We start from the raw sequence: 13,471 nt of genomic DNA on the forward strand, positions 1-13,471 counted from the left end.
TCAGGCTGAATCTGACGGAGCCGTTTCGTAGTCAGTTCCGATAGGAGCAATCGGGGCTGGCTGGACGGAAAAACTACGTTAGCTTATATGTGACAGGGTACTACCATGTTTCAAAAAATAAAATTTTAGTTTAACACAAGCATCATTTATGAACGCAGGTATTTTGTTTGCCATCATTATTTTTTATTTCTTATTGCTGCTTACTGTTGCATGGAAAACCGGTAAGAACAGCAATAATGAGTCGTTCTTTATCGGGAACAGGAACAGTAACTGGATGCTGGTGGCTTTTGGAATGATCGGCACCTCGCTCAGTGGCGTTACTTTTGTAAGCGTGCCCGGTGCGGTTGGTAAAGATGCTTTTGGCTATATGCAGGTGGTGCTGGGCTATATGATCGGGTATCTGCTGATCGCTTATGTACTGCTGCCCCTTTATTACCGGCTTCAGTTAACCTCCATTTACGGTTATCTGAAAACCCGTATGGGCAACCTGTCTTATAAAACGGGGGCATGGTTCTTCATCATCTCCCGCCTGGTAGGCGCCACGGCAAGATTGTACCTGGTGGTGCATATTCTGCAGATCACCATACTGGATAGCTTTGGTGTTCCGTTCTGGGTTTCCACGCTCATCATCCTGGTAATGATCATCCTGTATACCTTTGAAGGCGGTGTAAAGACCATTGTATGGACAGACACCCTGCAAACCACCTGTATGCTGCTGGGCCTGGTTATTTGTACCGTTTATCTGTTGCAGCACATGCATATGGGGGTGGGGGAAAGTCTGGATGCGATGCGTGAAAAAGGGCTTTCAAGGATTTTTAATACAGATGTGAGCTCCAGCGGCTATTTTATAAAACAGATCCTTGCCGGTATGTTCATTACCTTAAGCATGACGGGTATTGACCAGGAAATGATGCAGAAAAGCATTTCCGTAACCAACCTGAAAGACTCCCGGAAGAATATGGTTTCACTGGCGTTTATTATGGTGGTGGTTATTGGCCTGTTCCTTTATTTGGGAGGCCTGCTGCATTTGTATGCAGGGCAGGAAAACTTAACTGCCCGGGGGGATGCGCTGTTCCCGGATGTAGCGATCCATCATATGCCGGCTTATATTTCCATCATTTTTATTGTGGCGCTGATCTCGGCACTGTTTCCAAGCGCCGATGGGGCCATGACGGCGCTGACCTCTTCCTTCTGCATAGACATTGCCGGCCTGCAACGCCGCACCGATATGGCCGAGCCGGAAAAGAAGAAATTCCGCCAGAAAGTGCATTTACTGGTTGCTTTATCCTTTTTAATACTGGTAATGGTCTTTTACTGGATCAATGACAACAGCATGATCGGCATTATTCTGAAGCTGGCCGGTTATACATACGGACCTTTGTTAGGTTTGTTTGCCTTTGGTATTTTTACCAAACGGCGCCCGGATGATCGCCTGGTGCCCATTGTTTGTTTTATAGCGCCGGTAATCTGCTTCCTTATTGATTATTACCAGGCGGCTCTTTTTGGAGATTTTAAAATCGGGCTGGAGCTGATACTAATTAATGCAGCTTTAACGTTTATAGGATTACTGATAATTTCGAAGCCTGTTGCAGACCTTTCCCAACTGGAGCAGGATTCCGTACACTAAAACAGCAGAACCGGCAAATGGAGCTATTACCCGTTGAATTAGAACAGTTTGCAGCCAGGTATACCACAAAAGTAGACCCACTGCGGCAGGAAGTGGATGATTTTACCCAAAAAAATCACCAGGAAGCGCATATGCTCAGCGGTCCGGTACAGGGCAAGCTGCTGGAAATGATCAGCCATATGCTGCGCCCGCGCCGCATACTGGAAATAGGCACTTTTACCGGTTACAGCGCACTGAGCCTGGCAGAAGGGCTTACAGAAGACGGGTTGCTGCATACCCTTGAATTAAGGGAAGAAACGGCAGAAATCGCCCGGAATTTCTTCAGCAGGTCGCCTTTAAAAAATAAGATCCGGCTGCATGTGGGCAATGCAGCGGAGCTACTTCCCACCCTTAATGAAACCTGGGACCTGGTCTTTATTGATGCGGATAAGCCGGGCTATATTTCCTATTTTGAAACAATTATTGGGCAGATTCGGAAAAATGGCTTTATCTTAGCCGATAACATTTTTTTCCACGGCCAGATTTTTGATGAAAACCCCAGGGGAAAAAGTGCCAGAGCCATTCAGGCATTTAACGATTTTATCAACCGGAGAAATGATATTGACAAGCTGGTGTTAACCATCCGCGACGGACTTTATTTAATGCGAAAACTGTAATTTTTTTGATGATGCGCAGATCTTTTTTGGCCCTAATCCTTTTTATAACGATTACGGCTTCCGCTCAGCAATCAGATAAGATAGTTGCTTATATTAACCAGTACCGGATAATTGCTGTTGAAGAGATGCAGCGGACCGGCGTGCCCGCTGCCATAAAACTGGCGCAGGCTATCCTGGAATCCAGCGCCGGTGACGGGGAATTGTGCAAACGGTCCAATAACCACTTTGGCATTAAGTGTAAAACAGGCTATACCGGCCCTTATGTGTTATATGACGATGACCGGCCCCGGGAGCGGTTTGTAAAATATGAGCACCCGGAATCCTCCTTCAGGGATCATTCTGATTTCCTGAAGAACCGCGATCGGTATGCGTTTCTTTTCAGGCTGGATCCTACTGATTATAAAGCCTGGGCCTACGGGCTGAAACAGGCCGGCTATGCCACCAATCCCCAATACCCGCAGCTGATCATCGGGTTAATTGAACGGTATAACCTTGAAGAGTATACGCTCATTGCGCTGGGCAAAAAAGAAATGCCGGAAGATATGAAAGCATTAATGGCGGCTGAAAAAGAGGAACTAACGCCCCCTCAGCCGGCTAAGCTGTACCCCAGCGGGGATTTTATGATCAATCAGACAAAAGTGATCTTTGCAAGAAAAGGTACGGACTATGCAGCTATTGCGCAGCAATACAATGTTCCTGTAGCAAGGCTATACCTTTATAATGACCTGCCTGAAAACCAGCCGCCCCGGAAAGATGCCCTGGTATTTTTGCAACTGAAAAGAACAGAAGGGCAAAAAGCACTGCATGAGGTAGCAGCGGGAGAAACCCTTCATGATATAGCCCAGGAAGAAGGCATTCGCCTGGAATCCTTATTAAAATACAATAACCTTACAAAATTTGCTTCTCCGGCAATCGGTGCTAAACTATATTTGCAGGATATGAGCGCTGAAAAGAATTCAGTAGCGCATAATTAATCCTTCAAATAGCATGACAGACATTCAGGTACATGATAAGCGGTTCTCTATTTACTTGACAGAAGCAGTACTGCAAAAAAGAATCAAAGAGCTGGCAGATGCTGTCAATAAGGATTATTCCGGAAAAAAAGTGTACTTCATTGCCATCCTGAACGGCTCCTTTATGTTTGCTGCCGATTTTTTCAAGTACCTGACCATTGACAGCGAGATCTGCTTTATAAAGCTGGTTTCCTATAAAGGCACCAAGTCTACCGGCAATGTGACCACTGCCATTGGCCTGGAAGATGATCTTCATGGAAAGGACGTGATCATCCTTGAAGATATTATTGATACCGGCAAAACACTGCACTACTTTTTACCGCAACTGCAGCACCAGCAGCCCCGTTCCCTGAAAATTGTTGCCCTGCTGCACAAATCGGAAATGACCCGGTATGAAGTGCCTATTGATTATACCGGTTTTGTAATTCCCAACAAATTTGTGGTAGGCTATGGTTTGGATTATGACGGGCTGGGCAGGAACTATAAAAATATTTACCAGCTGGCTGAAGAAGTATCCTGACAGGGGTTGTTGCCGGTCCTGGCAGTCATAAAAAGGTTTCAGGAAGGTTTAAAGAAAGGAACACAGGCATATTGCTGCGGTTACCAATGATTACCGGAGCGGTTTATTAATGATCAGGATTCCTTTCTGCCAAAACACCGATTTTTGCGGAATTAAATAAAGCAAGATTGCGTCTTTTAAAGGGCATACTATTTTTTATCTGTATTCTTTATTGGGGAAACCAGGCAAAGGGGCAGGAACCGCTTCCTGTAAGACTCTTATCCAACCTCCGTACAAAAATCATTTCAACCCAGTTCCCGCAGATCCTGTTGGATACACTCAGCATCATCCCGTCAAGCTTTGGAATAGAAGGCATTGATTCAGCGGCTTACCGGCTGGATTATGTAAATGCCCGCTTATACTGGAAAAAGAAACCGCCGGCACAGGAAGTAAGGGTTACTTACCGCGTTTTTCCAATGAAGCTGAATGCACCAGTGCAGCGGATGGATTTTGACAGCCTTGTAATGAACTCTGCTGCGCCTTTACCCGCGCCTGTTGGCCCGGATCGTACAACAAGGCCATTGATCAATTTTGGGAACATCAATGCGCAGGGAAGCTTTGGCCGGCAGGTAGGGTTTGGAAATAATCAAAGCCTGGTGCTGAATTCCAACCTCAACGTGCAACTGAACGGAATGCTTGCGGACAGTATTGAGCTGCAGGCGGCTATTACCGATAATAATATTCCTATTCAGCCGGAGGGAAATACACAGCAGCTGAACCAGTTTGATGAGGTCTATATCCGCTTTAAAAAAAAGGACTGGCAGCTGAATCTGGGGGATATTGACCTGCGGGAAAACCGGAGCTATTTTCTGAATTTCTATAAGCGCCTTCAGGGGCTGTCGTTCCAGACCATTACTGGTCTTTCAAAAAGTGTTCAATCCAATACACTGGTAAGCGGTTCCATTGCCAAAGGAAAATTTAACCGCAATGTGTTCCAGGGGCTGGAAGGCAACCAGGGGCCTTACAGGCTGCAGGGGGCCAATAATGAATTATTCTTTATTGTGCTGGCCAATACAGAACGCGTATTCATTGACGGGGAACTGCTGCAGCGCGGGGAAGACCAGGATTACGTGATCGACTATAATACTGCTGAAATAACCTTTACGCCCAAAAGGATGATCACAAAAGACAGCCGTATACAGGTAGAGTTTGAGTATGCCGACCGGAATTACCTGAACACGAATATTTATGCAATGCAGGAAGTGAGCTTTAAGGACCGTGTAAAGATAAGGGTAGGGTTTTATAATAACAGTGATGCCCGGAACGCTCCCATTAACCAGGTGCTGGACAATAAGCAAAAGCAGTTCCTGTCGCAAATAGGCGATAGCATTCAGAATGCATTATACCCTTCCGCTGTACTGGATACCTTTGCAGCAGGCAAGATCCTTTATGAAAAAGTATACGTGCAGAACGGCAATGCCCTGGATTCTTTTTACCGGTATTCCACAAATCCTGATTCTGCAAAATACAATGTGGCTTTTACAGAGGTAGGCTTTGGGAATGGCGATTATATAACAGATAACAGCAATGCCAATGGGAAAGTATTCCAGTATGTGCCGCCGGCAGACGGAAAAAAGCAGGGAAATTATGCAGCTGTTGCGCTCCTGGTTACTCCCAAAAAGCAGCAGATCCTTACCCTGGGCGTTGATTATGCCATCAATAAAAGTACGCTGCTGAAAACGGAAGTGGCCGCAAGTGATTATGATGTAAACACCTATTCCCGGTCGGGCAGCGGCCAGAAAGGGTTTGCCGCAAAAGTGAACCTTTCCAATACAACACAGTTGCGGCAAAAAAACAAACTGCAGCTGATCTCCTCGCTGGATTATGAAATGGTGCAGGCCCGGTTTCAGCCGGTAGAGCGGTTACGGAGCGTGGAGTTTACGCGCGACTGGGGCTTACCGCTGGTTACAAACCCCGCAGACGAAAACATCATAAAGGCTTCTGCCGGCTTGGCCGATGATAAAGGCAACAAACTGGTCTACAATTTTACTAATTACAACCGGAGCGATCATTACAACGGCTTTCAGAATTCATTGACCCAGTTTGCACAATGGCGCAACTGGATCTTTAATAATGATTTTACGATCACGAATTATACAGGTGTTCTGAACAAAGGCTATTTCCTGAGGCCAACAATCGACATCAGCAAAAAAATGCCGGCGCTGGATAACTGGAGCATTGGCGCCCGGTATACGCTGGAGCAAAATGCGGATCGTGATGTGCAAACAGATACCCTGAACGCAACGGCTTACTCTTTTGATACCTATACGTTCTTTTTGAAATCCGATGAATCCCGGCAAAACCGCTATGGAATTAATTTTTATACCAGGAATGACCGGTATCCCGTAAACAGCGGATTTGGAAAGGGCGACAAAAGCTATAACCTGAATTTTAATGCAGCGCTTTTGGCCAATAAGAACCGGCAGCTTTATTTTAATACAACGCTTCGGAAATTAAAAGTGCTGAACACCAACATCAGCCATGAGCAGGAAGAGAATTCGATCTTATCCCGGATCGAATATAACATGAACGAGCTTAAGGGGTTTGTGACCGGTAATGTATTATATGAAGTAGGGTCCGGGCAGGAGCAGAAAAGAGCCTATGCCTATATGGAAGTGCCGGCAGGAACAGGACAATATGCCTGGATCGACCTGAACCACGACAGTATCCAGCAGTTGAATGAATTTGAGCTGGCAGCGTTTCCGGATCAGGCAAAGTTCATCCGCATCAATACGCCCACCAATGAATATATAAAGGCTAATTACAATACGCTCAATTACAGTCTGGGACTGAATCCTAAGCTTCTTTGGAATGATAAGGCGCTCAGCCATCTTCAGCAATTAATAGCCCGGTTCAATTTAACAAGCTCCCTGCAGGTATCCCGTAAGGCCCAGGCTACAGGGCTGGTAGAACTGAACCCCTTCCGGTACAACTTAAATGACACCAGCCTCATCAGCATGAGCTCAGTTCTGGTAAACACGCTTTCATTCAACCGTCAGAGTACGGTATGGGGCATTGACATCAGTAATTTGCAGAACATCGGTAAATCCTTGCTTACCTATGGATATGAAACAAGAAAAACAACAGAATGGTCTGTAAAATACCGGCAGTTCTTTGGCAGCAGTTTTACTTTTAACCTGGATGCCCGTAATGGTTTGCAGTTGCTGAACTCAGACAATGCCCAGTTTGATAACCGGAATTACCTGATTCATAAAAGCAGCGCCGCTCCATCCGTAAGCTATATCAGCGGAACCACTTTCCGCGTTACGGGGGGGTATAAATACGAGGTCAAAAAGAACAAAGACATTTACGGTGGTGAAAGAGCCGTGTCCAATGAGCTTAACGCAGAGACCAAGTATAATATTTTACAGAGCGCTTCCATAACAGCACGTTTTACCTTCAATAACCTTGGGTATAGCGGGGCCAATGACAATACCACCACCATTAGCTATACAATGCTGGATGGATTGCTTCCCGGTAAAAATTACCTGTGGAACATTATGCTTACGAAACGCTTGCTCAGTAACCTTGAGCTGAACTTCCAGTATGACGGGCGCAAGCCCGGTAATTCCAAAACGGTGCATACCGGTAAGGCATCGCTGACAGCGCTATTTTAACCTGGCTATTGTGGTTCAAACGGTGGCATTCGCCTGACCTGCAGTCAGGAATTTACAGGTGTTCCTGAGAGCGCGGTTATTGCACCTTTTTATGCTGTGGAAGTATAATTTTGTAAGCATTTAAACAATCTGTGCAAATACCTGTTTCAATGAATGTGAACCATCCGCGCCGGTACCAGATCAATACAACCTCCTTTGAGCATTACTGGAAAAAAGGGGCGGGAGTGCTGCTTTTAAAAAAGCTGGGATTTACGCCGGATATCCGCAATGCAGATCCGTTCAAACCCTATTTATTTGAGTTTGACCGGGAGGGAGATAAGGTGATAGAACAACTGTATGAGCCCATCGGTTTTCAACGTGCCCATGAAGTCTTAAAGGCCTATATGAACCATCAGCCGATATGCCGGGAGCACCAGGATATCCTGGATGCTTTTTTCAAAACGGTTGAGCTGGACCCTCCTTGGCTGGATCATCAGAAAATAGATAAAGGCATTGAATTGAGCCAGCGATCAGGTGTTCCCGGCCTGCTGGTATTAAGAGATTATTGCCTGATGGGAGGATATGAATCAGCGGCGATTAATAAACCCCTTATTTATACCGGTATCTTAAAGAAGGGGGCTGCAAAGCGGCTTACAGATACAACTGTTTTTTGGGTCAATATTACCCGCACCGGCGCCTTCCGGAAAGAAGGTCAGGGATTATGGCATGTCATCAGTACCCGGCTCATCCATTCCTTTTCAAGAACAGGTATTTTAAAAAAAACGGATTGGAAGATTGAACAATGGGGCATTCCGCTGAATACCTGGGATATGCTGGCTACGCAATTAGGTTTTTCATTGGTATTCCTTACCGGGTTAAGGCGCATGGGTTTCAACCCTTCAGAAGAGGAAGTAGCAGGGCTTTTTCACTTATGGAAGTATATAGGCTATCTGCTGGGGATCCCATTGGAGCTGTTGCCTGAAAATGAACACCAGGCAATTGAGGCGCTTTATTACTGGACAATGACACAAGCGCCCGGTGATGCCGACTCTGTTGCGCTGGCAGACGCCTTAATGAGAGAAACAATGGAATCCGGCTTCCCCAGGTCATGGTTCGCCCGCAAATTAATGCAGCAGATGCACCTGTTCTATAATCATTATTTTTTAGGCCGCTACTCCTGCCGGCTGCTGCGGATCCCAAAGCCTTTTGTCAGAGGAATTTTCCGTATTTTCTTATGGCGTATTAAAAGACTGGAAAGAAAAATGAGTAACCGGAAACTCCGTGCAAAAGCGATCCTTGACGGAGGGGCGCGGCAGCTCAGTGCCCTGAATATTTATTTAAAATACAAATATCATTAATCCTTCAGCTCCTGTTGCATATAGGCCGCAACCAACTGCTCCATTGTGTTACGGCTGCCGGCAAGTGTGTGGATGATCTGCTCCTGCTCCTTCCTTGTTTTATTCTGACTGAGTTTTTTCTTGGCCTGGATGTCTGTTACGTCAACTTTAAAAGCAACGATCCCGTTCATCATCTTTGTTTTGAAATTTTCCGGCAATGCCGCATGTTTCGCTTTTTGGGCAGGTTCATAAGTTTCAATAGTCTGATTCAGCAGATCGGTTACCTGCTGTTGCCCGGTAATCAGTTCACCCCGGCCATAGAGATGTACAGCTATATAATTCCATGTAGGAACGTTTAGTTCCTTCTCATAGTTGGATGGGGAAATATAGGCATGCGGCTCGCTGAAGATTACGAGGATGTTTTCGTTCTGTCCGATCGTTTTCCATTGGGGATTGGCTTTTGCAAAATGAGACAGGAGCGTGAGGCCATTATCCTTTTCTTCTGCTAAAAAGGGCAGATGAGTGGCTGCAGGCCTGCCTGCTGCATTCATAGTAACAACCATTCCAAATGAGAACCGTTTGATAAAAGAAAGGATCTCTTCCTTATCGGTCATTTTATTAAAAGCGGGTATATACATTCTGTTCTCTTTACGGGTATCCGTTGATAACCATCCAAAAATACGATCATTCAATGCATTCCCGCCTGAAAAGTTTTCCGTAGAGAGGCAGGTATTTTCACGCAGACTTTGCGGACCAGCGCAGAGAAAGGGCATAAATCATCAGCGAATTCTGTGCATTTCGCGGGAGATCTCCCGTGTAGCGGATTATCCTTAATTTAGATGACCATACAATCAGTTATTTAAATATCCTAATGATGAAGCAGCAACCACAGTTAGAAGAGCATTATATAAACAGGAGCGGCTGGCTAAGGGCAGCGGTTTTAGGTGCCAACGATGGCATCCTGTCTACATCCAGTTTGGTAATAGGGATTGCCGCAGCTACCGATCTGAGAAGCCCGATCGTTCTGGCAGCCCTTGCAGGAATTGTTGCCGGTGCTTTTTCAATGGCAGCAGGGGAATATGTTTCCGTAAGTTCCCAATCCGATATAGAATCAGCAGACCTTAAAAGAGAAAAGAAGGAATTGGAAACCATGCCCGACATTGAGCTGGGTGAGCTTGCCAGAATTTATGAAGGCCGCGGGCTTCAGCCAGCGCTGGCACTGGAGGTAGCAAAAGCATTAACAGCGCATGATGCCCTGGAGGCCCACGCAAAAGATGAGCTGGGGATCAACGAAATAACCCAGGCAAAACCGCTTCAGGCAGCATTGGCATCCGGGGCTTCTTTTATTTCCGGGGGGCTGCTGCCCTTATTGGTGGCTTTTTTTGCTCCTGTAAAAAGTATGGTATTGTTTGAATATGGCTGCGCCATTCTGTTTCTGGCGGTGGCCGGCATGGTGGCTGCCCGCGCCGGCGGATCAAATGTTGTAAAAAGCGTGGTCAGGGTTTGCTTCTGGGGAACGCTTGCCATGGCCGCAACAGCGCTGGTAGGCTATTTATTTGGCGTACATGCCATCTGATGTTTCCTGGGTAGCAGCCGGCGATTCCTGTAGTGAGATTATCTTTTGAGAATTATGAGTACCGGGCTGAAGCTGGAATAAAATAAACCGTGCTGTTTTCCGGGCTGCAGTCATTTGCCCGGTTTTTCTTTCAGGGGGCACAGCCGGGAATTTACCGGCCGTTGCAGATTGCCGGGATATTACCGGCGAACGTACAATGGTCCAGTTTAGTGAGCTATGCCCGATGATGTGTTCCAGCTCATGATGCATTTTATTGGTTTTTCTTCTGGCGCCGGATAATTTGTGAATGAGTTGTTTGACCGTGGAGAACGGGTGCTCTTTATCCGGTATAAAAGAAGTATGGCAGAGCAAACGGTTTACGCCGGCAACCGTCATCGCGTTGATGATATGCCGGGTGCCCTGTACCCTGACTTTATGCAGGCGATGACTGCCCTCGATTACATTAATGACAATATCTTTGCTTTTTATGGCTTTCAGGACTGCATCCGCATTCATGATATCATCCTGAAAAAAGCTGAGATGATTCTGCCTGAGGTGATTGATTTTTTCAACGCTTCTTGTAAAAGCGGTTACATAATGCCCTTCCTGCAATGCAAGCTGGGTTATTTCCTGTCCAATGCAACCGGAAGCTCCAAAGATCAGAATGTTCATTTTTGAGGGTGTTTGAATTACAAACTTAGTGACGAGGTTGATGAATCCCTTGAACAAAACCGACAAAAAAAGCTATAGTGATCGTCTTTTTAAAAGAAACCCTGTGGGCGATTGCCCGGTGAACCGCTTGATGGTTCTTGAAAAATGGGCCGGATCTGCAAAGCCTTTTTCATACGCAATGTCAGCAATCCTCTTCTGATCTTCGGTTGTAAGTGTTTGAAAAGCATAGTGAAAATGAATAATCCTTGCAAAACGTTTGGGAGGAATGCCCATTTCAGCAAGAAAGTAGCGCTGTAAAGTACGCTCAGACAGGTTGAATGCTTCCCGCAGCTCTTTCATGGAAATAGTACCATGCTTTTTAATGATCAGCTGAGTGCATTTTTTTACAATTTCATGAATTTTGTGCCCATTGGTATTAGTGCATTCTTTAATGAATTGCTGCAATATCCGGATAATGGCTTTTGAGTTTTTTGCATCATTGAGTTTTGCAAGAACAGCGGGGAAATCCTGCTCAATAGACATGCAATAAGGCCCTATTTCTTTAGAGGTAATCGCAAACATGTTTTTTAATGCATAGGGCCTGAGCTTTGCAGCGATCCATATAAACCTCCCCGGTATCTTGATAAATGTGGGATGCATGTTTTGCCCGGAAATATAAAAGCAGGTCGGCTGTTGCACAGGAGGGGTCTGATAAATGCCGTTATCTCCTTTAAAAAAAATGATCCCCGGATGCCCGTCGGGGAAAACCGATATATGAGTGCTGGCCTGTTTATTCTTTGTTTCATAAACCAGAAAATGTTGTATATATTCAGTCAGTTGCTTATCTGGTAAAATCACCTGAGGGTTCATAAGCTGAAATCTTTTCAATAAGTTAAAAATAAGCGTACGGGTCTCTGAGCCGGCGCTGTGCTATACAGGTCCCCTGGCCGGCAGTACACCGGTACAAATAAGCACTCCATACCGGTTGTAATGTATACAATACAACTGTACAGGCTGTAACCAGGATGCACCTGCATCCGGTGCATTAAAAGCAGTAAAGGGTTTCGTGGGTTTTATAGATGCTGAAGCTGGCATTGATTCTTTATAATATAGAACAGGTTGGCTGTTGAAATAAATCCGTTTCCCTGTTGATACAGACAGTATTGGCGAAAAGGAATAGGCCGACTGACCGCTGTATAATCGGGAGGCTTAAAATTTTTAACAGGCAATTCAATGATTGTGTGTGTTTCAAATGCAACAATTTATTCTTTTTGAAATTAACGATTAACTTTTAAAATAAAAGTTAATAAATTATTCTATAAATCCGAAAGAATTTTTACAGCAGCATTTAAAACGGCATCATTTTTTGCAAAACTGAGCCTTATCTGAGGAATGTGAGGCTGAGTTTTGTAGAAGGCACTAAGGGGTATAGTAGCTACCTTATGGTTGATCGTCAGCCATTGGGCAAATTTCACATCCGGCAGCGGACTGAGTGTGCTGTAATCAAATAGCTGGAAATAGCTTCCCTGTGTGGTAAAACGGGATCGGAATTTTGAGCCGGCCAGCCCGTTCAGGAGCAGATCCCGTTTTTCCTGAAGAAACAGGGATGCTTCGTTGTCAGCCTTCGGTAAATTGATATAGGCTGCCAGTGCATATTGGGCAGGAGTGTTTACACTAAAGCTAAGGTATTGGTGAACAGACCGGAAAGCGGCGGTAATGGCAGCACCGGCAATGCAGAAACCGATTTTCCACCCGGTAATATGGTGCATCTTTCCAAATGAATAAACAGAGATGATCTTTTCCTGCAAATCTTCCTGCAAATAGCCGGGAATATGCCGGTGCCCGTCAAAGAGAATGGTGTTGTACACTTCGTCCGCAACAACATAAATGTCTTTCTGACCAATGATGCCGGCAAGCTGATCCCAGTCTTCCTGCTGCCATACCCTTCCGGTTGGGTTATGCGGTGTGTTAATAAGAATGGCTTTTGTTTTTGAAGTGATGGCGTCTTGTATTCGTTGCCAATCCACTTCAAAATTCTTTTTTTCATCCAGTCGCACACAAACAGGAATGCCCCCGTTTATTTCAATGGCCGGCACATAGCAGTCAAAAGCCGGCTCCAGATAAATGACTTCATCTCCTTTTTCCAGGAGGGCGGCAAAAGCGGTAAAGATACCATAAGTAGCGCCGGGGATAATAGTAATATTGTGCTCCGTGCAGTAATCCGACTGGTAAATACGGTTAAAGTAAGTGGCAATACTTTGCCGTAATTCCATAAGACCGGGCATGGGGGCATATTGATTGTATCCTTTTGCAACGGCTTCCTGTAGTAATGTGCCCAGCTCCGGTGCAACAGGATAATCCGGCAGCCCCTGGGATAGGTTATAGGCCTGCGTTTCCTTTGCCAGGGAAGACATGGTTGTAAAAATATTCAAGGGTGCGGCGGAATGTTTTGCTTTAAGTGTCATGCATGATTTTTT

General features: G+C 45.5%; 12 protein-coding genes. 7 read left to right on the forward strand and 5 right to left on the reverse strand.

Annotation, left to right across the window (positions count from 1 at the left end):
* Nucleotides 1-148: 148 nt before the first annotated feature.
* The 6 genes from A8C56_RS03205 to A8C56_RS03230 all read left to right on the forward strand — a co-directional run bounded on the left by A8C56_RS03205 (nucleotide 149) and on the right by A8C56_RS03230 (nucleotide 8,809).
* Complete coding sequence (locus tag A8C56_RS03205) at nucleotides 149-1,627, forward strand: sodium:solute symporter (protein WP_067751985.1); 1,479 nt, start codon at nucleotides 149-151, stop codon at nucleotides 1,625-1,627.
* Nucleotides 1,628-1,644: 17 nt separating this feature from the next.
* Nucleotides 1,645-2,283, forward strand: a complete 639-nt coding sequence (locus A8C56_RS03210; protein WP_067751988.1) for an O-methyltransferase — start codon at nucleotides 1,645-1,647, stop codon at nucleotides 2,281-2,283.
* Between the two features lie 8 nt (nucleotides 2,284-2,291).
* Nucleotides 2,292-3,257 (forward strand): glucosaminidase domain-containing protein, encoded by a 966-nt coding sequence (locus A8C56_RS24625; RefSeq protein ID WP_169818742.1) that lies wholly within the window; start codon nucleotides 2,292-2,294, stop codon nucleotides 3,255-3,257.
* 13 nt (nucleotides 3,258-3,270) lie between these two features.
* A complete protein-coding gene (gene hpt, locus A8C56_RS03220; protein WP_067751995.1) occupies nucleotides 3,271-3,816 on the forward strand; it encodes a hypoxanthine phosphoribosyltransferase in 546 nt (181 codons plus the stop codon).
* Nucleotides 3,817-3,983: 167 nt separating this feature from the next.
* A complete protein-coding gene (locus A8C56_RS03225; RefSeq protein WP_245645725.1) occupies nucleotides 3,984-7,472 on the forward strand; it encodes a hypothetical protein in 3,489 nt (1,162 codons plus the stop codon).
* A 149-nt stretch (nucleotides 7,473-7,621) separates the two neighbouring features.
* Nucleotides 7,622-8,809: an oxygenase MpaB family protein gene (locus tag A8C56_RS03230; RefSeq protein ID WP_067751999.1), complete on the forward strand. Its 1,188-nt coding sequence runs from the start codon at nucleotides 7,622-7,624 to the stop codon at nucleotides 8,807-8,809.
* Here A8C56_RS03230 and A8C56_RS03235 read toward each other — a convergent pair.
* Complete coding sequence (locus A8C56_RS03235) at nucleotides 8,806-9,561, reverse strand: FMN-binding negative transcriptional regulator (protein WP_245645727.1); 756 nt, start codon at nucleotides 9,559-9,561, stop codon at nucleotides 8,806-8,808. The two genes, A8C56_RS03230 and A8C56_RS03235, sit on opposite strands and share 4 nt — an antisense overlap.
* Before the next feature lie 98 nt (nucleotides 9,562-9,659).
* Here A8C56_RS03235 and A8C56_RS03240 point away from each other — a divergent pair, with 98 nt between their 5' ends.
* Nucleotides 9,660-10,364 carry a VIT1/CCC1 transporter family protein gene (locus A8C56_RS03240; protein ID WP_245645729.1) on the forward strand — a complete coding sequence of 235 codons (705 nt, stop codon included), beginning with the start codon at nucleotides 9,660-9,662 and terminating at the stop codon, nucleotides 10,362-10,364.
* Here A8C56_RS03240 and A8C56_RS03245 read toward each other — a convergent pair.
* The 4 genes from A8C56_RS03245 to A8C56_RS03255 all read right to left on the reverse strand — a co-directional run bounded on the left by A8C56_RS03245 (nucleotide 10,341) and on the right by A8C56_RS03255 (nucleotide 13,459).
* Complete coding sequence (locus tag A8C56_RS03245; protein ID WP_067752005.1) at nucleotides 10,341-11,015, reverse strand: NAD(P)-dependent oxidoreductase; 675 nt, start codon at nucleotides 11,013-11,015, stop codon at nucleotides 10,341-10,343. The two genes, A8C56_RS03240 and A8C56_RS03245, sit on opposite strands and share 24 nt — an antisense overlap.
* A 72-nt stretch (nucleotides 11,016-11,087) precedes the next feature.
* Nucleotides 11,088-11,864 (reverse strand): AraC family transcriptional regulator, encoded by a 777-nt coding sequence (locus tag A8C56_RS03250; protein ID WP_157097863.1) that lies wholly within the window; start codon nucleotides 11,862-11,864, stop codon nucleotides 11,088-11,090.
* Between the two features lie 60 nt (nucleotides 11,865-11,924).
* Complete coding sequence (locus A8C56_RS24315; protein WP_157097864.1) at nucleotides 11,925-12,089, reverse strand: hypothetical protein; 165 nt, start codon at nucleotides 12,087-12,089, stop codon at nucleotides 11,925-11,927.
* A gap of 221 nt (nucleotides 12,090-12,310) precedes the next feature.
* A complete protein-coding gene (locus A8C56_RS03255; RefSeq protein ID WP_067752008.1) occupies nucleotides 12,311-13,459 on the reverse strand; it encodes a methionine aminotransferase in 1,149 nt (382 codons plus the stop codon).
* Nucleotides 13,460-13,471: the final 12 nt, after the last annotated feature.

It is taken from the genome of Niabella ginsenosidivorans (assembly GCF_001654455.1).
Classification (GTDB): Bacteria; Bacteroidota; Bacteroidia; order Chitinophagales; family Chitinophagaceae; genus Niabella; species Niabella ginsenosidivorans.

Coding starts and splice junctions, on each gene's coding strand:
- A8C56_RS03230 (WP_067751999.1), top strand. CDS start 7,622: ATGAATGTGAACCATCCGCGCCGGTACCAGATCAATACAACCTCCTTT.
- A8C56_RS03235 (WP_245645727.1), bottom strand. CDS start 9,561: ATGCCCTTTCTCTGCGCTGGTCCGCAAAGTCTGCGTGAAAATACCTGC.
- A8C56_RS03245 (WP_067752005.1), bottom strand. CDS start 11,015: ATGAACATTCTGATCTTTGGAGCTTCCGGTTGCATTGGACAGGAAATA.
- A8C56_RS03240 (WP_245645729.1), top strand. CDS start 9,660: ATGATGAAGCAGCAACCACAGTTAGAAGAGCATTATATAAACAGGAGC.
- A8C56_RS03205 (WP_067751985.1), top strand. CDS start 149: ATGAACGCAGGTATTTTGTTTGCCATCATTATTTTTTATTTCTTATTG.
- hpt (WP_067751995.1), top strand. CDS start 3,271: ATGACAGACATTCAGGTACATGATAAGCGGTTCTCTATTTACTTGACA.
- A8C56_RS24315 (WP_157097864.1), bottom strand. CDS start 12,089: ATGCCAGCTTCAGCATCTATAAAACCCACGAAACCCTTTACTGCTTTT.
- A8C56_RS03250 (WP_157097863.1), bottom strand. CDS start 11,864: ATGAACCCTCAGGTGATTTTACCAGATAAGCAACTGACTGAATATATA.
- A8C56_RS03255 (WP_067752008.1), bottom strand. CDS start 13,459: ATGACACTTAAAGCAAAACATTCCGCCGCACCCTTGAATATTTTTACA.
- A8C56_RS03210 (WP_067751988.1), top strand. CDS start 1,645: ATGGAGCTATTACCCGTTGAATTAGAACAGTTTGCAGCCAGGTATACC.
- A8C56_RS24625 (WP_169818742.1), top strand. CDS start 2,292: ATGATGCGCAGATCTTTTTTGGCCCTAATCCTTTTTATAACGATTACG.